The following is a 24,789-nucleotide window of genomic DNA, read 5'->3' as shown; positions in this document are numbered from 1 at the left end:
GCGCCAGCTACTTCCCCTTCACCGAACCCTCAGCCGAGGTGGATGTGCAGTGGCGCGGCCGCTGGCTCGAGGTGATGGGCTGCGGCATGGTCGACCCCGCCGTGCTCCAGGGCATGGGCATCGACCCCGAGCGCTACAGCGGCTTCGCCGCCGGCCTGGGGGTGGAGCGCTTCTGCATGGTGCGCCACGGCATTGATGACATCCGCCGCTTGTTTACGAGCGATCTGCGCTTCCTCGAACAGTTCTGATCCCCATAAACTCTGGGGGACCACCTGAGCTGCTCCTTGCCCTGCGTCGGACTGATCATTAACGACGGCAAGGACCTGGCCCTGTCCACCGCCGACACGATTGAGGCCCGCCTGAAGCAGGCGGGCTACGACGTGCTGCGCGCCAGCAGTGCCGCCGGAATGGTGGGTTTCGCCAATCCTGAGCAACACCTGCGCAGCAAGGGACACGTTGCCTGCGTCCCGCCCCACTTCGAAGCCGGGATGGACATGGCCATGGTGCTGGGGGGCGATGGCACGGTGCTCTCGGCCACCCGAATGACGGCACCGATCGACGTGCCGATCCTGACGATCAACACCGGCCACCTGGGCTTCCTGGCAGAGACCTACCTGCCCAAGCTCGAGGAGGCCCTCGAGCAGGTGATCGCCGGTCAATGGACGGTCGAGGAACGCACCACCTTGGTGGTGACCGTGATGCGCGGGGACCAGCGCCGCTGGGAACTGCTCTGCCTGAACGAGATGGCCCTGCACCGCGAGCCGATCACCTCGATGTGCCATTTCGAGATCGCCGTGGGACGCCATGCCCCGGTGGACATCGCCGCCGATGGCGTGATCCTCTCCACCCCGACGGGCTCCACCGCCTATGCGCTGAGCGCCGGCGGACCGGTGATCAGCCCCGACTGCCCGGTGCTGCAACTCACCCCGATTGCGCCCCACTCCCTGGCCTCACGGGCCCTGGTCTTCAGCGATCAGGAGCCGGTGACGGTCTTCCCCGCCACCCCGGAGCGGCTGATGATGGTGGTGGACGGCAGCGCCGGTTGCTACGTCTGGCCGGAGGATCGGGTGCTGATCCGCCGCAGTGAGCACCCAGTCCGCTTTGTGCGCCTGGCGGACCATGAGTTTTTCCAGGTGCTGCGCAACAAGCTCGGCTGGGGCCTGCCGCACGTGGCAAAGCCCGGCGCTTGATGGGCGACATCTGCGTCCTGCTGCTGGGGGAAACGTCCGAGGTCCTCGCCGATCGCCTGAGCGCCTCGGGGTACAGCCCACTGATCGGCGAAAGCGGCCTGCAACAAGCCAGCCAGGGCGGGTGTGAGCTGGTGGTGCTCTCGGCCGAGTGGGGAGCGCGGATTCAGGAGTTGCGCGCCCACCTCGGGGCGCTCCCGATGCTGCTGGACATCGTCGAGGACAGTGTTCCCGCCCGCTCCCAGGTGCTGATCGAGGGGGGCGATGACTTCTGGCTGTCCTCCGCGGGCGCCAGTGACCTGCTGACCCGGCTGCGGGTGCATCTGAAATTGCAGGACAAGCAACGGCCGCCGCGGGATCTGCTGCAACTGGGGGACCTCTCGATCGTCCCCAGCCGCCATGAGGTGCGCCGCAATGGCCAAACCATCGCCCTAACCGCGCGGGAGTACGCCCTGCTGGAGCTGCTGATGCGGCATGCCCGCGAGGTGGTCAGCCGCGAACGGATCCTGGCGACGGTCTGGCGGGATCAGCAGGGCGCCGCCAGCAACGTGATCGAGGTCTACGTGCGCTACCTGCGGCAAAAACTCGAGACCGGCGGCGGCAAGCGCCTGATCCACACCGTGCGCGGCCGGGGCTACTGCCTCAGCGACGGCCCTCCCCAACTGGGCTAGGGCGATGCCAACTCCCGCTCTGCCGCCCCAGCAACTACCGATCGAGGCCCAGTGGTGCCTTGAGGAGAAGCAGCCCTGCATTGCCCTCGAGGTGGCCCGCAGCCAAGAGCAGCAGCGGCGAGGGCTTCAGGGCCGCCCGCCCTTGGCTCCGCTGCGGGGCATGTGGTTCCCCTTCCCCAAGCCGCAACCCCTGCGCTTTTGGATGCACAAGACCCCGGCCTCCCTCGACATGGTCTTTCTCAACGGCAACCGGGTGATCGCCATTGAGCCCGAGACGACTCCCTGCCCGCACCTGCCCTGCCGCAGCTATGGCCCCGTGGAGCCAGGGGATGGGGTCGTGGAACTCGGGGCAGGAGAAGCCAAACGCCTGGGCCTGCGGGTCGGGATGCCGGTGGTGATCAGCCCGATCTCCTCTGTCCCCGCAGGATCAACACCGGATTAAGGGGCGCCAGCCGCGTGCCATCGGCCAGGGCCGCACCGCGCCAGGCCTGGTGCTGACTGATGCTCACCGTGAGGCCAGCACCCTCGAGAACGGGGCGCAGCTCCGCCAGGGCTTCAACGGTGGCTAGGGGGATCACGACGATGCCAGCGGGCTTCAGCCGATCCAGAACGGCCCGCAGCAGCGCCGCCCGATCACGGCCGCCGCCGCCGATCAAGACGCGGTCGGGGTCCGGTAACTCGGAGAGGGCCTCGGGCGCCCGGCCTTCGATCACACCCGCGGGAACCACCCCCAGTCGCTGGGCATTGGCGCGGATCAACTCCGCCGAGCCGCCGCGCTGCTCCAGCGCCCACAGCTGCAGGCCAGCCCGCAGCCGCAAGGCCTCCAGACCAATGGAGCCCACTCCAGCGCCGAGATCCCAAAGAACGCCAGCGGCCGGCAGCTCCAACTCGGCCAAGAGCTGAACGCGCACCTCCCGCTTGGTCATCAGACCCGGCCGATCGGGGTGCTGCAGGTAGGCGCCATCGGCAATGCCCAGCAGGGGCAGGGATTCCGGCGGCGTAGGGGCCGGGACCTCCGCCAGCAACACCACCAGATGCAGCGGGTCGAGATCAGCGGGCAGCGCAGCCGAGGGGGCCAGCCGCTGGACCCGCTCCCCCGGATGCCCAAGCCGCTCACAGAGCCAGAGGCCATAGGCCTGCTCCAGACCCGAGGCGCGCAGCAGCTCACGCACTTCTGTGACCCCACCGCGGCTGGGGTCGGTCAGCACCGCCAGGGCCTCTGGCCGCTGCTGCAGGCGCGCAGCCAAGGCGCCGGGATCACGGCCGTGAAGGCTGATCCAAGCGGCGTTCTGCCAGGGGCGCGCCAGGCGCGAGAAGGCCAACTGCAGGGAGCAGGGAGCCGGATGAAACCGCAAGCGCTCGGAGCCAAGGCCCTGAATCAGCAGCCGGCCGATGCCAAACCAGAGGGGGTCTCCACTGGCCAGCACTACGGCCTGCCCCTGCCCCTGAAGCTGATCGAGTAGGGCGCTGGGCTGGTCACTGGCAATCAGCCGCGCACCACTCCAGCCGTCCCAGGCCGTCAGGGCGTCGTGCAGACGCAGGGGCGCAGCCACCAAGGGGGCCTGGCGCAACAACTGCTGCTTGTCGAGGGGCAGCGATGCCGGAGCGCCAGCGTCGGTGCCAATTACCTCAATCATGGGTGCATTCTGCTGCTGAGCGATGAACCCCTCCAATCGCCGTCAACGCCTGCATGAGTTAGTCGTCGCCCTGATCGCACAACAGGGCGACCTGGACCTGCTGGATGACGACAACAGCGGCAGCCTGGCCGTGGCCCAAGGCAACCCCGCTGGCTGGCTGGAGCGCAACCGCCGGGTGGTGCAGCGCTACCAGGCCTTGGTGCGCTCCGCCGCCACCCTGGATGCCCTGGTGGAACAGGAGGCCAACGAACGGGCCAACCCCTCTCAACTCTGACAAGCTGGCGGCACTATTAGCTGCCCCATGGCGCGCCTCGGCCTCTCCGCCCTGAAGTCCCTGCTGCGCCGCACCGGCCTCAGTCGCGCCTCACGCCCCTCCACCTGGCAGCCCCCGGCCGCAAGCTGGAGCCGAGCCTTCGGTCAGGGCTGGGCGTCGCCCTACACCGTTCGCTACGCGAGCAACCTGGACGACGGCCCGAACCATGGGATGCCCCTCGGCGGCTTTGGCGCCGGCTGCATCGGCCGCGCCCCTGATGGCTCCTTCAACCTCTGGCACCTCGATGGCGGCGAGCACTGGTTCGGCGTGCTGCCCGACTGCCAGTTCTCGCTCTTTGAAAGCAACGGGACAGAGCAACGGGCCCACGCCCTGGCGGTGAAGCCCAACCGGGATGACTCACGCCCCGAAGCCGCAGACCCCCTCTCCAGCTGGAGCTGGTATCCCGCCAGCAGTGAGCAACGCCAAACCGGCACCTACGCCGCGCGCTATCCGCTGAGCTGGAGCCACTACCAAGGGGTCTTCGAGGCCGAGGTCAGCTGCGAGGCCTTCAGCCCGATCCTCCCCGGCAACTACCAGCAGACCAGCTACCCGTTGGCGACGTTCGTCTGGACCCTGCGCAACCCCACGCGCCAGGCCCTGGACCTCTCGCTGATGCTGAGCTGGCGCAACACCTGCGGCTGGTTCACCAACACCGATTCATCGGCAGAGGTGCACTTCCGAGATGACGGCAGCCCCGAACACAACTACGCCCCGGCCATCGGCAAGAGTGAGGGCCATCGCAACGATTGGATCGACGACGGCTCGCTCAAGGGAGTCGTCCTAGGGGGTGATGTCTCCTCTCCGGTCGCCGAAGGGGAAGGGCAGTGGTGCATCGCGACGCAGGAGCAAGCCGGCGTGAGCATCCAACGCTGCAGCCGCTGGAATCCCCAGGGCGACGGCTCGGATCTCTGGGGCAGCTTCAGCCGCGATGGCTCGATCCCCGAGAGCAATAACAACCGCCGCAGTGGAGCAGCCGAGCCCGTCAGCGCGGCCCTGGCGGTGCGCTGCCGCCTGGAGCCCGGCCAGAGCATCGAGATCCCGGTGGTGATCAGCTGGGACCTGCCGGTCACGTCCTTCGCCACCGGCACGAGTGCCCTGCGGCGCTACACCGACTTCTTCGGCGCCAGCGGCAAGAACGCCGCCGCCATCGCCGCCGAAGGTCTGCGGGACTGGCGCAGCTGGCGCCAACAGATCGAGGCCTGGCAACAACCGGTGCTGGAGCGCAGTGATCTACCCGAGCCGCTGCGGATGGCGCTCTTCAACGAGCTCTACGACCTCTGCAGCGGCGGCAGCCTCTGGAGTGCCGCCAGCCGCGAAGATCCCGTCGGCCGATTCGGGGTGCTGGAGTGCCTGGACTACGCCTGGTACGAGAGCCTGGATGTGCGGCTCTATGGCTCCCTGGCGCTGCTGCAGCTCTGGCCGGAGCTCGACAAGGCGGTGCTGCGCAGCTTTGCCCGGGCCATCCCCGCGGCCGATGCCACGCCACGGCCGATCGGCTGGTATTTCACCCAGGGCAAGGGACGCGTGGAAGCCGCCCGCAAGGTCAAAGGCGCCACACCCCATGACCTGGGGGCGCCGAACGAAAAGCCCTGGGATGCCACGAACTACACGGCCTACCAGGACTGCAACCTCTGGAAGGACCTCGCCAGCGACTACGTGCTGCAGGTCTGGCGCACCTTCAAGCTCGCCCCCAACGGCGAGGACCTGCGCTTCCTGGCGGACTGCTGGCCGGCCGCGGTGGAAGCCCTGCGTTATCTCAAGACCTTCGACATCAACAACGACGGCCTACCCGACAACGGCGGCGCCCCGGATCAGACCTTTGATGACTGGCCGCTCAAGGGCGTCAGTGCCTACTGCGGCGCCCTCTGGATTGCGGCGCTCGATGCCGCCCTGGCGATCGCCCAGCAGCTGCAACTCAGCACAGGCCTAGACACCTCGGCCGAGCAGCAGGAATTCAGCGCTTGGCTGGCGCAAGCGCGGGGGAACTTCGACAGGCTCCTCTGGAACGGGGAGTACTACGACATCGATGCCGAGAGCGGCACGCCGGTGGTGATGGCCGATCAGCTCTGCGGCGATTTCTATGCCCGCCTGCTGGGCCTGGAGCCGGTGGTGAGCGAGGCCAACAGCCGCAGCACCCTCAATGCCGTCAAGGACTCCTGTTTCGAGAAGTTCGAGGGCGGCAGCCTGGGCGTTGCCAATGGCCTACGCCGCGATGGCACCCCCCTGGATCCCAACGGCACCCACCCGCTGGAGGTCTGGACCGGAATCAACTTCGGCATCGCCAGTTACTTCCGGCTGATGGGCGAGACCGAGACCGCCCTGGCAATCACCTCAGCGGTGGTCAATCAGGTGTATTCCGGCGGCCTGCAGTTCCGCACCCCCGAGGCGATCACGGCCGTGAACACCTTCCGCGCCTGCCACTACCTTCGGGCCATGGCCATCTGGGGGGTCTGGGCCACCCACACCGACTGGCAGCGGATCCCGGGGGCGGAGCGGAGCTAAGCGGAACCACAACTCGGTTCCATACGCTGGCCAGAGAGCAATGGTGTTATGGCACTACTTCGTGTTGCCCTCTCCCTGCTGATCGGCGGGGTACTCGCCTTGGGATTGGGCCAACCCGCCAACGCCCAGGTGCACCTGCACCCCGATGAGAACGGCACAGAGATCGTTCGCAGCCTAGAGAGCCTGCGGGATCTGGACTACCAGAGCTGGCAGGCCGTGGCCTACCGCACCGGCCCCCCGGGCGGGCCCGTCACCCTGCGGATCGTCGGCTATCCCGGCCGCGTCCGCCTGGATCACCCCACCTCCTTGATCGTGCACTCCGGCCGGGGCAGCTGGGAGCTCGAGGACATCACCACAGCCAACCCCAAGCTGGCCGCCGATGGCCGGGATGCCGCTGCCGAATTTGACCTCAATCCACTGCTGGCCGAGCTGCACCAGAACCGCCCCCTACGCCTGGAGCTGCCCGGAGTGTTTGTGGAGCTGCCCGTTCCTCCCTTTGTGGTCGGTGAATGGCGCAGCCTGCCGAGCTGGCGCGACGCCGGATGAGCAGCAGCGCCTGGCGGCCCTGGATGCAGCGGGCCCTGCAGCTGGCCGCCCTCGGCGCCGGACGCACCAGCCCCAACCCTCTAGTGGGTTGCGTCGTCCTCGATCGCCAGGGGGCACTGGTGGGTGAGGGCTTCCACCGCCGAGCCGGCACACCCCACGCCGAAGTCCATGCCCTGAGCCAGGCCGGCGAGCGCGCCCAAGGCGGCACGGCCATCGTCAGCCTGGAGCCCTGCTGCCACCACGGCCGCACGCCCCCCTGCAGTGAAGCCCTGATCGCCGCTGGGGTGCGCCGCGTCGTCGTGGCCATGCGCGATCCCGATCCCCGTGTGGCAGGCGGCGGAATCGCCCAACTGCAGGCCGCCGGCATCGAGGTCATCAGCGGGGTCTGCGAAGCCGAAGCCCAGGCCCTCAACCGCAGCTTCATCCAGCGGGTGCAAACCGGGCGCCCCTGGGGAATCCTCAAGTGGGCCATGAGCCTCGACGGCCGCACCGCCCTGCCCAATGGCGCCAGCCAGTGGATCTCCGGTCCCCCGGCCCGCGCCTGGGTGCATCAGCTACGGGCCCAATGCGACGCGGTTCTCGTCGGGGGCGGCACCGTCCGCGCCGACAACCCCCTGCTGACCAGCCGCGGGCAGCGGAGCCCGGAACCGCTAAGGGTCGTTCTCAGCCGCAGCCTGGATCTCCCGCAGGACACCCAGCTCTGGGATCAAAGCCTGGCCCAGACCCTGGTCCTCCACGGCAGCAAGGCCCCAGCCGAACGACAGCAGCAGCTCGATCGACTCGGGGTGGAGCACCTGGCCCTGCCGGAGTGCCAGCCCCGGGCAGCCCTGGAGCTCCTGGCCCAGCGGGGCTGCAATCAGGTCCTCTGGGAATGCGGAGCAGAACTGGCCGCGGCAGCACTACGCGAGGGTTGCGTGCAGCAACTGGCAGGCGTGATCGCCCCGAAACTGCTGGGCGGCCTGGCCGCTCGCACCCCCCTTGGCGAGCTGGGCCTGGTCGATGTCAACCAGGCGGAGACATGGCCGCAGCAACGGCTCCGGCGCCTCGGCAACGACTGGCTATTGGAACTGCAGCACTAGTCGTTCCTTTGCTCTTCGGCGATCTCTTCCTCGACGTCCTGAACGGTGAAGCGGCTGATCAGCAGACCCATCACCAGGGCCAAGTAAATCGTCCCGGAGACCGCCACCATCATGCTCAACATCTGGCTTTGGGGCGTCACCGGACTGATGTCGCCGTACCCGGTTGTGGTCAGGGTGATGAAGGCGTAGTAGTTGAGCTCAACAAAATCCAAAGAGAAAATCCGGGCCGCCTGCCCAGCTGAACCATGCAGCAGGGAGACATCCTTGGCCACGGAGTTCAAGAAGCTCCCGGGTGCCAGCGACTCCAGTACGGCAAACAGCAGCCCCGCCGCCAGACCCACCAGCAGGTAGCCCGCCAGGGCCCCCATCAACACATCCCGGCTAATCAGTCGCTCCTGCGCGAGGTTGCGAATCAGGCGCTCACAGCTCCAGGCCACCAGCAGCGTCCAGACAAACAGCAGCGGGAAGCCCGCCTGGTTGGCATTGGCACCGGTGAAGTACCAACCCATCGAGGACGCAAAGGTCAGCAGCGCCAGCAGGCGATAGACCCGGGAGCGTTGCAGCGACCATCGGCCTGACTCCAGGGGTGCCCCCAAGCCGAAGCTCAGCACCCACGGCAAAGACAGATAACCCAAGGCCGACAACTGCCGCATGCCCAGCGGAAGCATCAAGCAAGCGATCACCGTCAGACAGTTCGCCAGCAGTAGGCGATAGCCGAGGTGGCGTTGGTTGTTGCGGGCCATGGCCCAGTCTGGCGATCAACCAAACAGGGGCAACTGGTCCGAGCTGGCTTTGGCTTTGGGTTTGACCGGCCCCTCAGCCGCCCAACCCTCCGGCGACCAGCCCTGCATCAAGGGCTCCAGGGCCCGCAGGCCCGGCCCATCCAGGGGCTCCATCCAGGCCTCCTCCAACCCCTCAGGAACGATCACCGGCATCCGGTCATGCAGCGGAGCCACCAAGGCATTGGGCGCGGTGGTCAGCACGCAGCAGGTCTCCACCTCACTGCCATCCGGTCCGATCCAGCGATCCCAGAGACCCGCCAGCCAAAAGATCTCGCCATCACTTGGGGCCAGCCGATGCCCCTTCTCGTAGAAGCCATCGGCCGGCAGCAGGCAGCGCCGATGGCGCCAGGCGCCGCGAAAGCTGGCCTTCTCTGCCACGGTTTCTGATCGAGCATTGAAGGGCCGGGGCCCGTTCAAGGGGTCCTTGCTCCACTCAGGCAGCAGCCCCCAGAGCATTAAGGCCGGACTGATCTGACCGTGCTCCTGGCGTAGGGCCAACACCGGCTCCCCCGGGCGAATCAAGGGCCGCGGCGCGTAGTGCGCCAGCAAACCGTCCGGCAAGCCTCCTCCCAGCCTGGGCAGCAGCTGGTCCAGACGGGAGGTCAGGGAGTAACGACCGCACATGGTCTGACCGGCCCCCGTTCGGTTCTCACCCCCCACTGGGGCCTTGCAGCAACCCTAGTTTGGGGCAAACGCGCACCCGTCGCATGCCTATCCGCAAGGACGACACGCCCCCGAACCGGCGCTTCGGCATCGTCAATCTGCTGCTGATTGGCTTTGGCGTGCTGCTGCTGGTGAGCAGCTTCCTGCCCAACCAGGGCATGCAGCAGGTGCCTCGGGTTCCGTACTCCCTCTTCGTCAGTCAGGTGGACGACGGCAACGTCCGCCGTGCCTACATCACCCAAGAACAGATCCGCTACGAGCTCAAGGCCCCTCCGGAGGAGGACGCCCCCTCGGTGCTCGCCACCACGCCGATCTTCGACATGGATCTGCCGAAGCGGCTGGAGGAGCACGGTGTTGAGTTCGCCGCCGCTCCGCCCCAGAAGCCCAGCTTCATCACCACGGCCCTGAGCTGGATCGTGCCGCCCCTGATCTTCATCTTGGTGCTGCAGTTCTTCGCCCGCCGCTCCATGGGCGGCGCCCAGGGTGCCCTGAGCTTCACCAAGAGCAAAGCCAAGGTCTACGTCCCGGATGAAGAATCCAGAGTCACCTTTGCCGATGTGGCGGGTGTCGATGAGGCCAAGCAAGAGCTGACCGAGATCGTCGACTTCCTGAAGTCGTCGGAGCGCTACACGGCGATCGGCGCGCGCATCCCCAAGGGCGTCCTGCTGGTGGGCCCCCCGGGAACCGGTAAGACCCTGCTGTCCAAGGCCGTCGCCGGTGAAGCGGGCGTTCCCTTCTTCATCATCAGCGGCTCGGAGTTCGTCGAACTCTTCGTTGGTGCCGGCGCCGCCCGCGTGCGGGACCTCTTTGAAGAGGCGAAGAAAAAAGCGCCCTGCATCATCTTTATCGACGAACTCGACGCCATCGGCAAAAGCCGCGCAGGCTCGATGGGCGTCGTCGGAGGCAACGACGAGCGCGAGCAGACCCTCAACCAGCTGCTCACCGAGATGGATGGCTTCGCCGCCAAGGACAAGCCCGTCATCGTCCTGGCCGCCACCAACCAACCCGAAACCCTGGACGCCGCCCTGCTGCGCCCCGGCCGCTTCGACCGGCAGGTGCTGGTGGATCGCCCGGACCTCTCGGGCCGCAAGACCATCCTCGACATCTATGCCCGCAAGGTGAAGCTCGCCCCAGGGGTTGATCTCGACAAGATCGCCCAGGCCACCAGCGGCTTTGCCGGTGCGGACCTGGCCAACCTGGTGAACGAAGGCGCCCTGCTGGCCGCCCGCGCCATGCGGACCTCCGTTGAACAAGGTGACCTCAACGAGGCGATCGAGCGCGTGGTCGCTGGCCTTGAGAAGAAGAGCCGCGTCCTCCAGCCCGACGAGAAAAAGGTCGTGGCGTATCACGAGGTCGGCCACGCCATCGTCGGCCACCTGATGCCCGGCGGCAGCAAGGTCGCCAAGATCTCGATCGTTCCCCGCGGCATGGCGGCCCTGGGCTACACCCTGCAGCTGCCCACCGAAGAGCGCTTCCTGAACTCCAAGGAAGACCTCGAGGGTCAGATCGCCACCCTCCTCGGCGGCCGCAGCGCCGAAGAGATCGTCTTTGGTGAGGTCACGACCGGTGCGGCCAACGACCTGCAGCGGGCCACCGACATCGCAGAGCAGATGGTCGGCACCTATGGGATGAGCGACATCCTTGGCCCCCTGGCCTACGACAAGCAGGGCGGCAGCCGCTTCCTCGGCGGCGCCAACAACCCTCGCCGGGTCGTCAGTGACGCCACGGCCCAGGCGATCGACAAGGAGGTGCGCACCCTGGTGGACCGCGCCCATGACCGGGCGCTCTCGATCCTTCGCCACAACCGAGAGCTGATGGAGAGCATCTCCCAGCAGATCCTCGAAAAAGAGGTGATCGAAGGCGATGACCTCAAGGATCTGCTCGCCAGCAGCGTCATGCCCGAGGACGCTCAAGCCATCGCTTGAGCTCCAAGGGGTTGACGCGGGGGCCCGTCATCTCGGATAAGGGTTCTTTGAAGACGGGCCCATGGCTGCACTGAGCGGCTATTCCTCCCTCTCCGAACTCAGCGGACGCGACTTCCTCTCGTCAGCTGACATCAGCGCGGAACAAACCAGAGCCCTGCTTGACCTGGCCGCGGACCTCAAGGCCGGCCGCACCCGCTTCGATCTGGGCGGGAAGGTGCTGGGACTGATCTTCAGCAAGGCCTCCACCCGCACCCGGGTGAGCTTCACGGTGGCCATGGCTCGCCTGGGCGGCCAGACCATCGACCTCAACCCCCAGGTCTCCCAGGTGGGGCGCGGAGAACCCGTGGCCGACACCGCCCGGGTGCTGAGCCGCTACGTCGACGCCCTCTCGATCCGCACCTTCGCCCAGGAGGAGCTGGCGGAGTATGCGCACTGGGCCTCGGTTCCGGTGATCAATGCCCTGACCGACCTGGAGCACCCCTGCCAGGCCCTGGCCGATTTCCTGACCCTGCAGGAGGCCTTCGGTTCAATCGAGGGGCTGACCCTCTCCTACGTGGGGGACGGCAACAACGTCGCCCACTCCCTGATGCTCTGTGGCGGCCTGCTGGGGGTGAACATCCGCGTGGGCTGCCCCAAGGGCTATGAGCCAAGCGCTGCGGTCCTCGAGCAGTCCCGGGCTCTGGCCGGCGGTCGCTGCAGCATCGAGGTCATTCAAGAACCGGTGGCCGCCGTGCGCGGTGCCCATGCCCTCTACACCGACGTCTGGGCCTCCATGGGCCAGGAAGAGGAGAAGGGAGAACGGGAACAGGCCTTTAACGGCTGGTGCCTCAATGAGGAGCTCGTGGCCGAGGCCGACCCCAAGGCCATCGTCCTGCACTGCCTGCCGGCCTACCGGGGCCTGGAGATCAGCGCCGGGGCGATGGAGGGCAGCGGCAGCCGGATCTTCGATCAAGCAGAGAACCGCCTGCACGCGCAGCAGGCCCTGCTGGCAGCCCTGCTCTCGTAACAGCCGGTTGCCAAAGCCAAACACCAGCGGTACAAATGTATTGACGAACAAATGCATTGCCGGTGCCCGCTGGATCGCCTGAGCCCCTGACCACTGCCCAGCAAGAGCTCTACGACTGGCTCTCCCAGTACATCGGCGAACATCGCCATAGCCCCTCCATCCGCCAGATGATGGAGGCCATGGGGCTGCGCTCACCGGCTCCCATTCAGAGTCGCCTGCGCCACCTGCAACAGAAGGGCTGGATCACCTGGAAAGAGGGCCAGGCCCGAACCCTGCAGCTACTGGGCGACGCCCTCGGGGGCGGTATTCCAGTGCTCGGGGCTGTGGCCGCCGGCGGCCTGGTGGAAACCTTTGACGACGTCGAGGAACGACTCGAGCTCGAGCCGGTGCTGGCCACCCGCGGGCTATTCGCCCTGACTGTCAACGGGGACTCGATGGTGGACGCCCACATCGCCGACGGTGACGTCGTCCTGATGGAGCCCGTCAGCGAACCAAGCCGCCTGCGAGAAGGCACGATCGTCAGCGCCCTGGTCCCCGGCAGCGGCACAACCCTCAAGCACTTCCACCGCGATGGACGCCAGGTGCGCCTAGAGGCCGCCAATCCCGCCTACGAACCAATCCTGATCGATGCCGATCAGGTGGCGATCCAAGGGAAGCTCGTCGCTGTCTGGCGCCAGGTTTAGACCCGCTGCGGTGTAAGCTCTTCGCATCGAAAGCACGGCCTCCGGGCCATCCCTGACGACCAGCGTCAGGTGAGCTCATCGGTATCAAAAGGGGCCATAGCTCAGCTGGTAGAGCACCTGCATGGCATGCAGGGGGTCAGGAGTTCGAGTCTCCTTGGCTCCACTTTCCAAAAGCCCAGGCCTGTCCTGGGCTTTTTTGTGCCCAACACCCATGACCACCACCGACAGCTTTGAGGCCTTTGCGGCGCAGGTGGACTACTCCCTGCTGGAGTCGCTCCAGGCCGACCCGGAGTCCAGCAGCGATGGGGATGATCACCTGCCGCGGCAGGTCCGTTCAGGGCACTACGTCCCCGTCACTCCCAAACCACTACCGGCCCCGGAGTATGTGGCCCACAGCGCCAGCCTGTTCGCGGAGCTGGGGCTAAGCGAAGACCTGGCCCATGACGAGGACTTCCGCCGGCTCTTCTCCGGTGACAGCCGGGTGGCGCGAGGAGCCATGCGGCCCTATGGCTGGGCCACGGGCTACGCCCTCTCGATCTACGGCACGGAGTACATCCAGCAGTGCCCCTTCGGCACCGGCAATGGCTACGGCGACGGGCGGGCGATCTCGATCTTCGAAGGCCTCTTTCAGGGCCAGCGCTGGGAGATGCAGCTCAAGGGCGGGGGCCCCACCCCCTACTGCCGCGGCGCCGATGGCCGGGCTGTCCTGCGCTCCAGCGTTCGCGAGTTCCTTGCCCAGGAGTTCATGCATGCCCTGGGGGTCCCCACCACCCGCTCCCTCAGCCTTTACATGTCCCGCGACGAGGGCGTGCGGCGGCCCTGGTACTCCCCACAATCGCGCTCATTTGAGCCGGACGTGATGGTCGACAACCCGGCCGCGATCACGACCCGCGTGGCGCCGTCCTTCCTGCGAGTCGGCCAGCTCGAGCTCTTTGCCCGACGGGTCCGCAGCAACGCCCACCCCGGGGCCCGGCGGGAACTGCAGCAGATCACCGCGCACCTGATCGAGCGCAACTACCGCACCGAAATCAACGCGGCTCTGCCCTTCCCTCAGCAGGTGCTGGAGCTGGCCCGGCTCTTCCGCGGACGGCTGACGGCCCTGGTGGCGAACTGGATTCGCGTGGGCTACTGCCAGGGCAACTTCAATAGCGACAACTGCGCCGCCGGCGGTTACACCCTCGACTACGGGCCCTTCGGCTTCTGCGAACTGTTTGATCCCCGCTTCCAGCCCTGGACCGGCGGCGGCGAGCACTTCTGTTTCTTCAACCAACCGGCAGCCGCAGAGGCCAACTACCAGATGTTCTGGTCTGCGCTGCGGCCACTGCTGGAGGACGACGCAGGGGCGCTGGCTGAGCTCGATGGGCTGCGCGAGGGCTTCTCAGAAGCGATGCGCGGCGAACTCGAGGCGATGTGGGCCCGCAAGCTGGGACTGGCCAGCTACGACGACGACCTCCTGAAGGATCTGCTGCAACTGCTGGCCAGCTCCAGGGCCGATTACACCTTGGCTTTCCGCCAGCTGTCTGAACTCCCGGAGCAGGTGGAGGCGCTCAAACCCAGCTTCTATCTGCCGATCGACGCTGAACTCGAGCAGCACTGGACGACCTGGCTGCAGCGCTGGCGCGAACAACTGAGCGACCCCGAGGCCGCCAGGGCCGCCATGCGCCAGGCCAATCCCCAGATCACCTGGCGGGAGTGGCTCATCGCCCCGGCCTACGAGCGAGCTGCTGAAGGCGATCTGAGCTTGATCCAAGAACTCCAGACGGTCTTCCGCGATCCCTACGCCACCCCTCCAGCAGAGCTTGCGGCGACCTACGACAGGCTCAAACCCCGCGAGTTCTTCAATGCCGGCGGGCTGTCGCACTACAGCTGCTCGTCCTAGAGCAGGCGATCCGCGCAGGAGCGGCGGAAGAGATTCATCACCTCCTCAGCCGGCAAACCCTGAACAATCCGCGCCTCGATTTCCGTGCGGTGCTGACTGGGGTGGTACTGGCCAACAGCATTGAACAGCTCCGGTGACTGATGGCTTGCCAGCAAGAAATCCAAGCCCAGTCGATCCCGCTCAAAGATCGGCTGACGCCGGCAGTGCTGCATCACATGGGCTGACTCATGGGCCAAGGTCTCCCAGACCCGCTCGGGATCGTCCTTGAGGTTGTTGGCACACAAGACCACAGCATTGCGGGCGAAGACAAAAGCACCCATCAACTGCTTGGGGCAATCCCGGGCCACCAAGGTCTCGGTGCCGGCCCGTCGCAGCAACCCGGCGAGCAACGCGATGGACTTGAGACGCTCCGCTCGAGCCGGGGACGCCTGCAATCCAAACCCGAGCAGCGCGGCCAAGAGGACCGCAAAGCGAATGGGCCTGGAGAACCGCAAACCCCATCCCTCTCAACCCTGGTCTCAGTGGACCCACTTCGAGAAGGTGGGAGGTTGTTCGCGCCGAATGTCTCCGGTTTTCAACCCCGACCCGAGCCAGGCGCAGGCGGCGAGTCAGCGAGCCAAAAGGCATGAACCCCCTTAGCCGTCAGATACAGGAGGATCGCCGTCAGGGACAGCACGTCGGGCATCACAGCTGCGTCCAGAGCGTCTTAACTCTGGGCGGCCAGCCGCCCCATCAAGAGCAAACCCAAGACCTCAGAAGGTGACGCAGGACACCAACGTGCTCTTCACTGAATCGAGTTCTGACTCAATCAAAGGTCTCAAAGGGATCTTCAACCGCCTCCGCGCGAAGCCAATAGGGGCAGCGCACCTGAGCCTCAGCGTCCTTCAAGCTCATCGTCATCCGCCAACAGCGGCAGACCCCCATGCCGCCAGCGATGATGAAGTTCTTACAGGCAGCGCAGCAGGGATAAGCGGTCACAGCAAAGGCGGCAACTCCTGATGTCCTAACCCTGGTCAGGGCATTTCTTCCAGGTATAAATGCCATACTTTTGGTGATTTAGGCACAATAACCTGGTGCTGAATACCTAGACAGACGCATCCATTAACCGCGCTGTCTGCGCGGCCTGAAAGTCAACTCCAATCCGCGATTAGCCGACGATTTAGAGCGTGCAGGTGGACTTCAATAGGTGCGCCACCATCGCTGGATCCGCCTGCAAGGCGTAGGCCTCGAACTCACGTTGACGACTTTCCATTGGCAACTGCGCCGTTGAAGCCACGACGTGATTCAAATTGCCCTGCTTGCGCAGATGCTGCAGAAAAAAGCCGTTGACCTGTTCTCCACTGAGCTGACCGCTGGAGCGCAATCCCTCCGCCAGGGTCAGCGAGGTGGGCGTACCCAAACCATCAAGGCAGTCCTGCACCACATGGACCAACTCGTGCTGGATCACCCTGGCCCGCTTCTGCGGATCAAGGTCAAGGGCCTTGGAGAGGCAGAGGACGTTCGCGCCCATGTTGTAGGTGGCGAGCTGACGCGGCCCGCCGCAGTCCGCCCCCTGGATCACCATGACCCCCAGGGCAGAGGCCGCCTCCAGAGCCGCATCAGCCGGATCCATAGCCCTGGCAGGCAGAGTCAGCAGCGCTGATGCGGCCGCCAAGCCCAGACCCAACAGACCAGAGCGGAAGGAAACCAAAAGGCGCCTTAAGCAAGTCTGAAGATTGTCTCATGCGAGACCGACTTGCGACGAGTCCGGCGCCTGCCGCCAGCAACAGCGGCCATTCCCCCAGTTGCCCGTAGACGGTCTGACTCGCCCGAGCCTGCAGCCGCACCAACAGGGTTCCCGGCTCCATCGGAGCCAAGGAGGCCCCCAGCCGCCCATCGGGCTGCACCACAAGACTCGGGCCGCTATTGGCGGCACTGACCAGCCAGCGACTGGCTTCAATCGCCCGCAACTGGGACAGGGCCTGGAACTGCCGCTGCAGCTGCAGGGGATAAGGGTCAAGGTTGGCGCTGGCCAGAATCCAGCCAGCCCCCGCCTGGGAGGCAGCGATTAACCCAGACCCATCGGCGATCTCGTAGCAAATGGCCACGGCGAGATCCCCCTGGGGGCGCTGCAGCAGACGCGAGGCCGCTCCCGGCTCGACCCCACCGACCGCAGACAACCCAGCCCAACGCAAGAGGGCTCCACCGGGGACCCATTCCCCCAGCGGCACCAAGCGGTGCTTATCGATCCCCCCCTCCGCCTGCAGTGCCTGAGGGGGAAAGCGCAGAACACTGCTGCGCAGCTGGGTCTCCTCCTGACGGAAGCCACCGCTGAGAACCTCCACTCCCGCTGCAGTGGGCAGCCCCTGCCCCAGAGCCAAGGCCCCCTCGGGCAGCACCAACAGGTCAGCGCCCTGGGCCTCCGCATCGGCCTGGGCCTGGCGCAGCTGCCGCTCCAGAGACCGCTGCTGAACCCAGCTGAACTTTTCGCGGGTGGGGATATCGGGCTGCAGCACCAGCACCGACAGCCAGGGAGCACCCGGGTCCTCTAGGGCGCTGCGCTGCAGCTGCTGCCAACCCAGACCATGGAGCAGGGCGAGCACCAGCAACCAGGACAGCCAGCCGCGCCAAAGCCCGCGTCGCCCCTCCCACCAACAGAGGAGCAAACGCCAGAGCCCCCAGGCCAGCAGCAACTGCAGCGCCGCCAAGCCACCGGCCCCAATCCACTGGGCCAACCCCGCCAGGGCACGATCACCCGGCAGGACGGCCGCCCCCAGCCCCAGCCAAAAGAGAGGCCCCTTGGCCATCCAGACCTCACCCAAACCCCATAGGGCCGAGGCCAGCAGCGCCACAGACCAACGGCCAGCGCCGAACCGCCCCACCAGGGCGCGCCAGAGCGCCACCAACCCCGCCCCCAGTAGTCCCAGGGCCAACCAGAGCAGCAGACAAAGCGGCAGGCTCAAGGGCAGGGGCACCCCAATCCAATCGAGGGGGTGCAACCAAAGCAGCCAGCGATGGCTGACCAAGACCGCAGCAGCAGCCCAGAGGGCCGCCGGCCCAGCCCCAAAGGCCCAGAGCGGGACCAGCGCCAGCCAGAGCAGGGGCGGGGATCCCAGGGGCGGGAGCGCCACACCGGCCAGCAGACCCGCCGCGAGGGCGCCGCTCCAAACCAGTCGCCGGTTCTCTGCCATGGCCACTGACCCTATAGAGCGTCCTGGCTGCTACAGGGCTGGAAGCAGTGAAAGACAACAGCCCAGCGCAAAGAGAGCTGCCATCAGCTTTGGGGCAGTCTCTCAGTGATTACACGGACACGTGTTCAGTGGCGCAGAGAAGTTGCGGCGGATTAAACGAAAGAGCTACCAATCAGCTCCGTGGGCGATCAGCTGCTCTTCCAACTCTGGAGTGATACCGCTGTCGGTGAGATCAGAGCTTGGGGGATACCCCAATTCACGCAACCACTCGACAAGAAGACGCCGATCCCGCATGGCCACCGCCAGCTCTAGAAGATGACCGCCTGATTGGCAATCAACCTGAATGGAGTCCTCGAGAACCTCGAGCTCTGAGCAAATAGCCCGATAAAGGCAATAGTCACGAAGACTGAGCTCGCTGATGCTGCGGCGACGAAGTGAATCCACCTCAGGATTTTGAATCAACTGGCTAAGGAAAAGCCAACACCTGCAGATCCAAGGAGGAAATGCAGCCGTTCTGCATCTGGAAAAAGAAGATCTAGCTCGATTGACATTGGCTTGAAGCCAATGCGAGTCAAAGATACAGCGAAACCCCAAGGCCCAGAAGGAATGCATCAGGGTCTATCGGAGAAGGTGCAGAGATCACTGAGGAATCAAGACCCTTGAAATGCACTTTCTTCGTTCACCAGCTCCCGAAATAGCCGGGCCATTTGAGTGCCACAAGTCTGGCAGCGGGGCTGAACCTCAAAGGACTTTTCATGACAACATTCTTGTCCAACCGCAATGGACTGCAGACTTGGTCTGCATTTGGAGACTGGATCACTTCGACCAACCAAAGGCTTTACATCGGCTGGTTTGGGGTCTTGATGATTCCAACGACCCTCGCTGCCACTGCGGCGTTTGTGATTGCCTTCCTCAGCGCTCCGGGTGTCGACCTGGACGGCGTCAGGCAACCCATCACAGGATCACTCCTCAGTGGGAACAACATCATTACCGCCGCAGTCGTGCCTAGCTCAAATGCCATCGGACTCCATTTTTATCCGATCTGGGAAGCGGGAAGTCTGGATGAGTGGCTTTACAACGGCGGACCATACCAATTAATTGTCTTTCACTTTCTGATCGCCATCACGGCCTACATGGGGCGGCAGTGGGAATTGAGCTATCGCCTAGGAATGCGGCCGTGGATTGCCATTGCCTTTTCAGCACCTTGGTCAGCAGCAATGGCTGTACTTCTGGTTTACCCAATGGGCCAGGGCTCGTTTTCAGAGGGAATGCCTCTTGGAATATCGGGCACATTCAACTTCATGCTTGTCCTCCAAGCTGAACACAATGTATTAATGCATCCATTTCACATGCTTGCCGTAGCCGGAACATTTGGGGGGGCACTCCTCGCGGCAGTTCATGGATCACTCGTCTCAAGCAACCTGGTTCGAGAAACCACAGAACAGGAGTCGATTAATCGTGGATATCGCTTTGGCCAGAAGGAGGTGACTTACAACATCGTCTCAGCTCACGCCTACTTCGCTCGGCTCGTCTTCCCCTATGCAGCATTGAATAACAGCCGATGCATCCATGCCATTCTCTTTGCATGGCCAGTACTCGGGATTTGGTTCTCGTCCCTTGCAATCGCCAGCTTTTCCTTTGGACTGAATGGTCTGAATTTCAATCAATCGATCCTTGATACTCAAGGTCGTGTCGTTCACAGCTGGGCTGATGTACTCAACCGGACAGATCTTGGCATCGAAGCCATGCACGAAAGAAATGCTCACAATTTCCCACTTGATCTTGCGGTCTCAAGCACACTCCAAATAGCCATGAAGTAAAAATGGCGGATCCAACAGACAAAAGCTCTGACTGAGGCAATCAAGAGAAGGAGGACTGGCGAGAATTTCACCAGTCTTTTTTGTGCCATTCAACGCAACAGTGAATCTTTTCTAACAACGCGCGAGACACTTTGAGCGTAGCCCTGATCCTGCGTTCCGAATAGAAGATCCCAGAACGTGAAATAAAGTCCAAAGTTAGAGCCCTGTTTTTGATGATGAATGGAATGATGAACAGGGCCAATCAACCAACGCCCCAACCAGTGATGAGGAAATGCCTCCGGCAATCCAGCCGGCGGCATGTGGTTCAAAGCAGCCCAAACAGACATCGTCACAAGAAGGGCAAACAGTGTGACGAAGTGAAGCGGAACGGTCATCGCAACAACCACAATAAAAACAGAGTGGAAGAGTGACTCGATTGGGTCAAAAGCAAATGAAGTCCAGGCTGAATAATGCCTTGACCGATGATGCCCTAGGTGCGCAATCCTGTAGAGATCAGGATGATGTAGAAGGCGATGAACAAAGTAGAAGACGGTATCCTGTACAGCCAAAACACCAAGAAATCCTGTCAACTGAAAAGGAAGCTGCCATTCAGACTGGTGATGGTAAAGCTGTACGTAACCAGATCCATGCAGGATCAGCGAAACTGAGCCAACACAAGCGAAGACCAATGAAGACGAAAAGCTGAGTCGAAGATCGTTGGCATTCGCTCGACCAAAACAGTTGGGACCATCTCGAAGCAAGAGAGCCGAGACAAGAGCGATCAGAACAGAGCGAGCACTGATGATCAAAAAAATCACAACAAAGCCCATCAAAAAGAGATTCACTTGATCAAGCAAGACAACGATCGAAGCGAAAGGCCCTGGCACCATCACGGTGAATCCAACTCCATCTAGACCAAGCTATTAACCGTCAGCAGCCCAAGGGATCAAGTCTCAAATACGCAGCAGATCTTCTGCATTCACTGCCAATCGCGAGCTTTGAGGAAGCCTCTCGATCCTGATCCTTAATGATTCGAACGATGCATAAGAAACTGGGTCCATAAAGAGCACGCCGTGCTCAAGCAGAGCATCAACTCAGCAGGCAAAAAGCATGACTCACGCGATCAGATAGGCCACAAGCCTGGCCATGCTCAAAACTGTTGATGTGCTTGGGTCAGACGCACTGTTCATAGGCGCCTGACCTCTGGGCCAGCTAGACCTGCAAAAGGCAGAGCTGGCGCCAACCCTCTCTGATCAGCTCAGCTCGCTTACCACTAAAGAAGTGATATGGATCCCAGCCGGACCCTGCAACAACTTCTCTTCCGCGGCCTTGGCACCACTTCACTGGTGGCCGATCGCCTGCGGAGCGTGACCCAGGCCTGGGTCAGCAGTGGGCGCCTGGATCCAAGCCAGGCCAGCGCCTTGGTGGATGACGTTCTCGCCAGCCTTCGCGGCGAGAACCCCGAACTGGAGAAACAGACCGAACGGCAGGTCGAGCGCAACCTGGACCACCTGCTGCAGGACCTGGGCCTGGCCCGCCAGCGGGAGGTGGATGAACTGCGGGGCCGCATCGATCGCCTGGAGCAGCAGCTCCGGCAAAAGCAATCCCAACTCGAGATCCCGGACTGAGAGGCAACTAGGCGAGAATCGGCCCTTGATGCCTCTTTGATCCAGCCATGCGGGACATCCTGATCAGCTCCGCCGTTTGCGTCGGCTGCCTCTTGCTGGCACTGGTGAGCCAGATCGTGGCGCCCTCCACCGTGAACGCCGCCCCCAGCCAGCCGGCCGTGCAACAGGCCGTGGCCAGTGCCCCAGTCCAGGCCAGCTTCAGCGGCCAGATCGAGCTCGATCCGGAGGACCCCAACCCCAGCCTCTTCACCATGGCCAGCGACGTCATCGCCGACAGTGGGGCATCTGCCCTCGGAGGAGAAATGGTTGCGGCCAAAGAACGGATGACCCCCAGCGGTCTGCGCATCACCGACCTGGTGATCGGTGATGGCCCTGAGGCCAGCTCCGGTCAGCTCGTTGTTGTGAACTACCGCGGCACCCTTGAGAACGGCAAAGAGTTCGACAGCAGCTACGGCCGCGGTCCCTTCAGCTTCCCCCTCGGCGCCGGTCGCGTGATCAAGGGCTGGGATGAGGGCGTCGCCGGCATGCAGGTGGGCGGCAAGCGCAAGCTCGTGATCCCCCCCGATCTGGCCTACGGCGAGCGCGGTGCCGGCGGTGTGATCCCCCCGAACGCCACCTTGATCTTTGAGGTGGAACTGCTCGAGATCAAGGGCTGATCCGTTCCATGGGAGCCGCGCCAGCGGTGCGGTTCCCGCGACTGTCGAAACATCAAACGATCGTTAGGATGCCGCCGCCGTCCGGCATTTGGCCGGGCATTGAAAAGCACGATCCTTCCGTTCATGGCTCATACGCTGCCCGCGCTGCCCTACGGCCTCGACGCCCTCGAGCCCCATATCTCCCGCCAAACCCTTGAGTTCCACCACGGCAAGCACCACAACGCTTACGTGACCAACCTCAACAACCTGGTGGCTGGCACCGATCTGGAAGGCAAGAGCCTCGAAGACACCATCGTTGCCGTGGCCGGTGATGCTGGCAAGGCTGGTGTGTTCAACAACGCCGCCCAGGTCTGGAACCACAGCTTCTACTGGCAGTGCATCAAGCCCAACGGTGGCGGCACCCCCAGCGGCGCGCTGCTCGACAAGATCAACGCTGACTTCGGCAGCTTCGAGAAGTTCGTTGAGGCCTTCAAGGCAGCCGGCGCCACCCAGTTCGGTAGCGGCTGGGCCTGGCTCGTGCTCGACAACGGCACCCTGAAGGTCACCAAGACCGGCAACGCCGATCTGCCCCTGGCCCACGGCCAGAAGGCCCTGCTGACCATGGACGTCTGGGAGCACGCCTACTACCTGGACTACCAGAACCGCCGCCCCGACTACATCAGCACCTACCTCGACAAGCTGGTCAACTGGGACTTCGTGGCCGCCAACCTGGCCGCCGCCTGATCCGAGCGATCCAAGCCAAGCCCCCGCAGTAGCGGGGGCTTTTTTTATGGCCTGGCGCTCTCGAGAACCGATTCCGGTGCGATCCACATCGCATCGCCATAGGAGAAGAAGCGATAGCCCTCGGCCTTGGCCTCCTCATAGAGATCCAGCAGGCGCCGGCGACCGACCAGGGCGCTGACCAGCAGCAGCAGCGAGCTCTTGGGCAGGTGGAAATTCGTCAGCAGTCCCTGCACCACCGCAAAGCGATAGCCGGGCTGAATCACCAGATTCACCGGCCCTGCATGGGGCTGGAGCTCGCCCCCATGGAGCTGGGCCACGGCCTCCAGGCTGCGAACGGAGGTGGTTCCAACCGCAATCACCCGGCCGCCACGGGCGCGGCACTGGGCCACGGCCTCCACAGCGGCCGCCGACACCTCAACCCACTCGCTATGGAGCTCCAGCTGGGTAAGGTCCTCGGTCTCCACCGGCCGAAAGGTGCCCAGGCCCACATGCAGGGTCACGGTGGTGCGCTGCACACCTCGCGCCTCCAGGGCTTCGAGCAGCGCATCACTGAGGTGCAGGCCCGCCGTCGGAGCAGCCACCGCCCCGGGCCGCGAGGCATAGCGGGTCTGGTAGCGGCTGTCGTCCTCGCTGGAGTGCTGGTGGATGTAGGGCGGCAGGGGGATTTCGCCGTAGCGCGCCAGCAGCGCCTCGATCGCTTCTGGGGTGGTGCACTCCGCCGGAAAGCGCACGACCCGGCCGCCGGTCTCGGCGTCGATGGCCACGATCTCCAGGGGCTGGAGGGGTTGACCGGGATGCTCCATCTGCAGGATCTCGCCCGGCTTCAGGCGCTTGGCTGGCTTGGCCAAACAGAGCCAATCACTGCCTTCCACAGGCTCCAGCACCAGGAGCTCCACCGCGCCGCCGCTGGGCCTGCGGGCCTGAAGGCGCGCCTTCAGCACCCGGGTGTTGTTGACCACCAGCAAGTCGCCCGGTTTCAGCAGCTGCTGCAGCTCCCAGACCGTTTGGTGGCTGCAGCCCTCAGGGCCTTCCAGCGCCAGCAACCGAGCCGCATGGCGCGGTTCCACAGGCCGCTGGGCGATGAACGTCTCCGGGAGATCGAAGACGTAGCTCGAAAGCAGCTGATCGTCGCTGATCAGAAGGCCAGGCTCTCCGGGTTGGTCTCGATCAGCTGGGCCAGATCCTTCAGGAAGGCCGCCGCATCGGCGCCGTAGATCACGCGGTGATCACAGGTCAGGTTGACCTGCATCTGGTTCGCTACGCGGATCGAGCCGTCGTTGCCGCCCACGACGGTGGGACGGGAGGCGGCCACCGCCAGGATCGCGCCGGTGCCCGGGGGCAGGATCGCGTCGAAGCGATCCACACCGAACATCCCCAGGTTGGAAAGGGTGAAGGTGCCGGTGCTGTACTCCTCAGGCTGCAGCTGCTTGCTGCGGGCCCGGCTCACCAGATCCGCCCAGTTGCGGGCCAGGGAGTGGATATCGGTCTTATCGGCGTTGGCCAGCACGGGGGTGATCAAGCCACCGTCTTCCATCGCGACGGCCACAGCCACGTTCACCGCAGCGGGGTAAACCATGGCGCTGCCATCGGCGCTGGTGGCGGCATTCACCTGGGGGTGACGGGCCAGCACCACGCCCACGGCCTTGGCCAGCAGTGCGGTCATGGTGACGCCCTTGCTCTTCACCTGCTTGTAGAAGGCGTCCAGCTTGGTGGTGGTGATCGTGTAGCCGACCCGGAAGGTCGGCACCGCCAGGCTCGCCACCATGTTGCGGTTGACCGCACCCTGCAGGGTGTTGAAGGCCACGCTCTCGCCGGGACGACCAAAGGCATTGCCAGCCGGTGCAGCCGCAGGAGCAGCGGCACCATTTCCGCTGCCGCTGGCAGCAGGAGCTGAGCCCTCGGCCACGCGGGGTACGGCCACGGTCAGACCCAGGGCCCGC

The 24,789-nt window shown here is 64.5% G+C and carries 26 protein-coding genes, 1 tRNA gene and 1 pseudogene; 17 read left to right on the top strand and 11 right to left on the bottom strand.

What is annotated here, in order from left to right; all coding sequences use genetic code 11:
* The 4 genes and pseudogenes from CB0205_RS0106220 to CB0205_RS0106205 form a co-directional block, all read left to right on the top strand.
* Positions 1–248: pseudogene (locus CB0205_RS0106220) on the top strand (phenylalanine--tRNA ligase subunit alpha); the annotation flags it as partial.
* 36 nt (positions 249–284) lie between these two features.
* Positions 285–1,190: an NAD(+) kinase gene (locus tag CB0205_RS0106215; RefSeq protein ID WP_010315538.1), complete on the top strand. Its 906-nt coding sequence runs from the start codon at positions 285–287 to the stop codon at positions 1,188–1,190.
* Entirely contained in the window at positions 1,190–1,858 is a 669-nt protein-coding gene (locus CB0205_RS0106210; RefSeq protein ID WP_010315536.1) for a response regulator transcription factor, read from the top strand. The genes CB0205_RS0106215 and CB0205_RS0106210 overlap by 1 nt, the downstream gene beginning before the upstream one ends.
* Before the next feature lie 4 nt (positions 1,859–1,862).
* Positions 1,863–2,300 carry a DUF192 domain-containing protein gene (locus CB0205_RS0106205; protein WP_010315533.1) on the top strand — a complete coding sequence of 146 codons (438 nt, stop codon included), beginning with the start codon at positions 1,863–1,865 and terminating at the stop codon, positions 2,298–2,300.
* On the opposite strand, the gene CB0205_RS0106200 is transcribed toward CB0205_RS0106205, so the two are convergent.
* Complete coding sequence (locus CB0205_RS0106200; RefSeq protein WP_010315531.1) at positions 2,257–3,495, bottom strand: bifunctional cobalt-precorrin-7 (C(5))-methyltransferase/cobalt-precorrin-6B (C(15))-methyltransferase; 1,239 nt, start codon at positions 3,493–3,495, stop codon at positions 2,257–2,259. The two genes, CB0205_RS0106205 and CB0205_RS0106200, sit on opposite strands and share 44 nt — an antisense overlap.
* Positions 3,496–3,517: 22 nt before the next feature.
* Here CB0205_RS0106200 and CB0205_RS0106195 point away from each other — a divergent pair, with 22 nt between their 5' ends.
* Genes CB0205_RS0106195 through ribD form a run of 4 tightly spaced genes read left to right on the top strand, consistent with a single transcriptional unit; the run spans position 3,518 to position 7,935 of the window.
* Positions 3,518–3,769 carry a hypothetical protein gene (locus tag CB0205_RS0106195; protein ID WP_010315528.1) on the top strand — a complete coding sequence of 84 codons (252 nt, stop codon included), beginning with the start codon at positions 3,518–3,520 and terminating at the stop codon, positions 3,767–3,769.
* A 27-nt stretch (positions 3,770–3,796) separates the two neighbouring features.
* Positions 3,797–6,310, top strand: a complete 2,514-nt coding sequence (locus CB0205_RS0106190) for a GH116 family glycosyl hydrolase (RefSeq protein WP_010315527.1) — start codon at positions 3,797–3,799, stop codon at positions 6,308–6,310.
* Positions 6,311–6,358: 48 nt separating this feature from the next.
* Entirely contained in the window at positions 6,359–6,856 is a 498-nt protein-coding gene (locus tag CB0205_RS0106185; protein ID WP_010315525.1) for a DUF3122 domain-containing protein, read from the top strand.
* Positions 6,853–7,935: a bifunctional diaminohydroxyphosphoribosylaminopyrimidine deaminase/5-amino-6-(5-phosphoribosylamino)uracil reductase RibD gene (ribD, locus tag CB0205_RS0106180; protein ID WP_029626162.1), complete on the top strand. Its 1,083-nt coding sequence runs from the start codon at positions 6,853–6,855 to the stop codon at positions 7,933–7,935. Before CB0205_RS0106185 ends, ribD begins: the two co-directional genes overlap by 4 nt.
* On the opposite strand, the gene CB0205_RS0106175 is transcribed toward ribD, so the two are convergent.
* Both CB0205_RS0106175 and CB0205_RS0106170 read right to left on the bottom strand, forming a co-directional pair.
* Complete coding sequence (locus tag CB0205_RS0106175) at positions 7,932–8,678, bottom strand: potassium channel family protein (RefSeq protein WP_010315522.1); 747 nt, start codon at positions 8,676–8,678, stop codon at positions 7,932–7,934. The genes ribD and CB0205_RS0106175 overlap by 4 nt on opposite strands.
* 15 nt (positions 8,679–8,693) lie before the next feature.
* Positions 8,694–9,341 carry an SOS response-associated peptidase gene (locus tag CB0205_RS0106170; protein ID WP_010315520.1) on the bottom strand — a complete coding sequence of 216 codons (648 nt, stop codon included), beginning with the start codon at positions 9,339–9,341 and terminating at the stop codon, positions 8,694–8,696.
* An 83-nt stretch (positions 9,342–9,424) separates the two neighbouring features.
* Between CB0205_RS0106170 and ftsH the strand changes: the two genes are divergently transcribed.
* The 5 genes from ftsH (at position 9,425) to CB0205_RS0106145 (ending at position 14,873) form a co-directional block, all read left to right on the top strand.
* Positions 9,425–11,305 carry an ATP-dependent zinc metalloprotease FtsH gene (gene ftsH, locus CB0205_RS0106165; protein ID WP_029626161.1) on the top strand — a complete coding sequence of 627 codons (1,881 nt, stop codon included), beginning with the start codon at positions 9,425–9,427 and terminating at the stop codon, positions 11,303–11,305.
* Positions 11,306–11,366: 61 nt separating this feature from the next.
* On the top strand, positions 11,367–12,311 hold the full coding sequence (gene argF / locus CB0205_RS0106160) for an ornithine carbamoyltransferase (protein WP_010315517.1): 945 nt from the start codon (positions 11,367–11,369) through the stop codon (positions 12,309–12,311).
* Positions 12,312–12,367: 56 nt separating this feature from the next.
* Positions 12,368–12,994 (top strand): transcriptional repressor LexA, encoded by a 627-nt coding sequence (gene lexA, locus CB0205_RS0106155; RefSeq protein ID WP_010315515.1) that lies wholly within the window; start codon positions 12,368–12,370, stop codon positions 12,992–12,994.
* A gap of 90 nt (positions 12,995–13,084) precedes the next feature.
* Positions 13,085–13,157, top strand: a tRNA-Ala gene (locus CB0205_RS0106150).
* A gap of 48 nt (positions 13,158–13,205) precedes the next feature.
* On the top strand, positions 13,206–14,873 hold the full coding sequence (locus CB0205_RS0106145) for a protein adenylyltransferase SelO family protein (protein WP_010315514.1): 1,668 nt from the start codon (positions 13,206–13,208) through the stop codon (positions 14,871–14,873).
* Here the strand turns inward: CB0205_RS0106145 and CB0205_RS0106140 are convergent.
* The 5 genes from CB0205_RS0106140 to CB0205_RS0106120 form a co-directional block, all read right to left on the bottom strand.
* Positions 14,870–15,367 (bottom strand): hypothetical protein, encoded by a 498-nt coding sequence (locus CB0205_RS0106140; RefSeq protein ID WP_010315512.1) that lies wholly within the window; start codon positions 15,365–15,367, stop codon positions 14,870–14,872. The two genes, CB0205_RS0106145 and CB0205_RS0106140, sit on opposite strands and share 4 nt — an antisense overlap.
* Positions 15,368–15,677: 310 nt before the next feature.
* Positions 15,678–15,851, bottom strand: a complete 174-nt coding sequence (locus tag CB0205_RS15855) for a hypothetical protein (RefSeq protein ID WP_156797832.1) — start codon at positions 15,849–15,851, stop codon at positions 15,678–15,680.
* A 181-nt stretch (positions 15,852–16,032) separates the two neighbouring features.
* Positions 16,033–16,485, bottom strand: a complete 453-nt coding sequence (locus tag CB0205_RS0106130) for a hypothetical protein (RefSeq protein WP_010315509.1) — start codon at positions 16,483–16,485, stop codon at positions 16,033–16,035.
* On the bottom strand, positions 16,472–18,043 hold the full coding sequence (locus tag CB0205_RS14330) for an apolipoprotein N-acyltransferase (protein WP_043705551.1): 1,572 nt from the start codon (positions 18,041–18,043) through the stop codon (positions 16,472–16,474). Before CB0205_RS14330 ends, CB0205_RS0106130 begins: the two co-directional genes overlap by 14 nt.
* 165 nt (positions 18,044–18,208) lie before the next feature.
* A complete protein-coding gene (locus CB0205_RS0106120) occupies positions 18,209–18,487 on the bottom strand; it encodes a hypothetical protein (protein ID WP_156797831.1) in 279 nt (92 codons plus the stop codon).
* Positions 18,488–18,798: 311 nt separating this feature from the next.
* Here CB0205_RS0106120 and psbA point away from each other — a divergent pair, with 311 nt between their 5' ends.
* Complete coding sequence (gene psbA, locus CB0205_RS0106115) at positions 18,799–19,863, top strand: photosystem II q(b) protein (protein WP_010315502.1); 1,065 nt, start codon at positions 18,799–18,801, stop codon at positions 19,861–19,863.
* A gap of 89 nt (positions 19,864–19,952) precedes the next feature.
* Here the strand turns inward: psbA and CB0205_RS15270 are convergent, their stop codons facing one another.
* Positions 19,953–20,732, bottom strand: coding sequence for a sterol desaturase family protein (locus tag CB0205_RS15270; protein WP_198001907.1), 780 nt, complete (start codon positions 20,730–20,732; stop codon positions 19,953–19,955).
* A gap of 396 nt (positions 20,733–21,128) precedes the next feature.
* Here CB0205_RS15270 and CB0205_RS0106105 point away from each other — a divergent pair, with 396 nt between their 5' ends.
* From CB0205_RS0106105 to CB0205_RS0106095, 3 genes are all read left to right on the top strand, one after another.
* Positions 21,129–21,470, top strand: a complete 342-nt coding sequence (locus CB0205_RS0106105) for a phasin family protein (RefSeq protein ID WP_010315499.1) — start codon at positions 21,129–21,131, stop codon at positions 21,468–21,470.
* Positions 21,471–21,517: 47 nt separating this feature from the next.
* Positions 21,518–22,126: an FKBP-type peptidyl-prolyl cis-trans isomerase gene (locus CB0205_RS0106100; RefSeq protein ID WP_010315497.1), complete on the top strand. Its 609-nt coding sequence runs from the start codon at positions 21,518–21,520 to the stop codon at positions 22,124–22,126.
* 123 nt (positions 22,127–22,249) lie between these two features.
* Positions 22,250–22,849, top strand: a complete 600-nt coding sequence (locus tag CB0205_RS0106095) for a superoxide dismutase (RefSeq protein WP_010315495.1) — start codon at positions 22,250–22,252, stop codon at positions 22,847–22,849.
* A 44-nt stretch (positions 22,850–22,893) separates the two neighbouring features.
* Here CB0205_RS0106095 and queA read toward each other — a convergent pair whose 3' ends face one another.
* Positions 22,894–23,970 (bottom strand): tRNA preQ1(34) S-adenosylmethionine ribosyltransferase-isomerase QueA, encoded by a 1,077-nt coding sequence (queA, locus tag CB0205_RS0106090; RefSeq protein WP_369791653.1) that lies wholly within the window; start codon positions 23,968–23,970, stop codon positions 22,894–22,896.
* 14 nt (positions 23,971–23,984) lie between these two features.
* On the bottom strand, positions 23,985–24,789 hold an 805-nt coding region (locus CB0205_RS0106085; protein ID WP_010315491.1), incomplete at its 5' end, for a 2-oxo acid dehydrogenase subunit E2.

It is taken from the genome of Synechococcus sp. CB0205, from assembly GCF_000179255.1.
GTDB lineage: Bacteria > Cyanobacteriota > Cyanobacteriia > PCC-6307 > Cyanobiaceae > Vulcanococcus.
Note: the sequence above shows the minus strand (reverse complement) of the source record. Positions and strands in the feature narration are given on the sequence as shown.

What these genes read in the sequence shown, in the direction of transcription:
- CB0205_RS0106210 (WP_010315536.1), top strand. Translation starts at nt 1,190, where the DNA reads ATGGGCGACATCTGCGTCCTGCTGCTGGGGGAAACGTCCGAGGTCCTC.
- argF (WP_010315517.1), top strand. Translation starts at nt 11,367, where the DNA reads ATGGCTGCACTGAGCGGCTATTCCTCCCTCTCCGAACTCAGCGGACGC.
- CB0205_RS0106185 (WP_010315525.1), top strand. Translation starts at nt 6,359, where the DNA reads ATGGCACTACTTCGTGTTGCCCTCTCCCTGCTGATCGGCGGGGTACTC.
- CB0205_RS15270 (WP_198001907.1), bottom strand. Translation starts at nt 20,732, where the DNA reads ATGGTGCCAGGGCCTTTCGCTTCGATCGTTGTCTTGCTTGATCAAGTG.
- CB0205_RS0106190 (WP_010315527.1), top strand. Translation starts at nt 3,797, where the DNA reads ATGGCGCGCCTCGGCCTCTCCGCCCTGAAGTCCCTGCTGCGCCGCACC.
- CB0205_RS0106205 (WP_010315533.1), top strand. Translation starts at nt 1,863, where the DNA reads ATGCCAACTCCCGCTCTGCCGCCCCAGCAACTACCGATCGAGGCCCAG.
- CB0205_RS0106175 (WP_010315522.1), bottom strand. Translation starts at nt 8,678, where the DNA reads ATGGCCCGCAACAACCAACGCCACCTCGGCTATCGCCTACTGCTGGCG.
- CB0205_RS0106195 (WP_010315528.1), top strand. Translation starts at nt 3,518, where the DNA reads ATGAACCCCTCCAATCGCCGTCAACGCCTGCATGAGTTAGTCGTCGCC.
- CB0205_RS0106170 (WP_010315520.1), bottom strand. Translation starts at nt 9,341, where the DNA reads ATGTGCGGTCGTTACTCCCTGACCTCCCGTCTGGACCAGCTGCTGCCC.
- CB0205_RS14330 (WP_043705551.1), bottom strand. Translation starts at nt 18,043, where the DNA reads ATGGCAGAGAACCGGCGACTGGTTTGGAGCGGCGCCCTCGCGGCGGGT.
- CB0205_RS0106200 (WP_010315531.1), bottom strand. Translation starts at nt 3,495, where the DNA reads ATGATTGAGGTAATTGGCACCGACGCTGGCGCTCCGGCATCGCTGCCC.
- ftsH (WP_029626161.1), top strand. Translation starts at nt 9,425, where the DNA reads ATGCCTATCCGCAAGGACGACACGCCCCCGAACCGGCGCTTCGGCATC.
- CB0205_RS0106105 (WP_010315499.1), top strand. Translation starts at nt 21,129, where the DNA reads ATGGATCCCAGCCGGACCCTGCAACAACTTCTCTTCCGCGGCCTTGGC.
- CB0205_RS0106130 (WP_010315509.1), bottom strand. Translation starts at nt 16,485, where the DNA reads ATGGATCCGGCTGATGCGGCTCTGGAGGCGGCCTCTGCCCTGGGGGTC.
- psbA (WP_010315502.1), top strand. Translation starts at nt 18,799, where the DNA reads ATGACAACATTCTTGTCCAACCGCAATGGACTGCAGACTTGGTCTGCA.
- CB0205_RS0106100 (WP_010315497.1), top strand. Translation starts at nt 21,518, where the DNA reads ATGCGGGACATCCTGATCAGCTCCGCCGTTTGCGTCGGCTGCCTCTTG.
- CB0205_RS0106095 (WP_010315495.1), top strand. Translation starts at nt 22,250, where the DNA reads ATGGCTCATACGCTGCCCGCGCTGCCCTACGGCCTCGACGCCCTCGAG.
- ribD (WP_029626162.1), top strand. Translation starts at nt 6,853, where the DNA reads ATGAGCAGCAGCGCCTGGCGGCCCTGGATGCAGCGGGCCCTGCAGCTG.
- CB0205_RS0106145 (WP_010315514.1), top strand. Translation starts at nt 13,206, where the DNA reads ATGACCACCACCGACAGCTTTGAGGCCTTTGCGGCGCAGGTGGACTAC.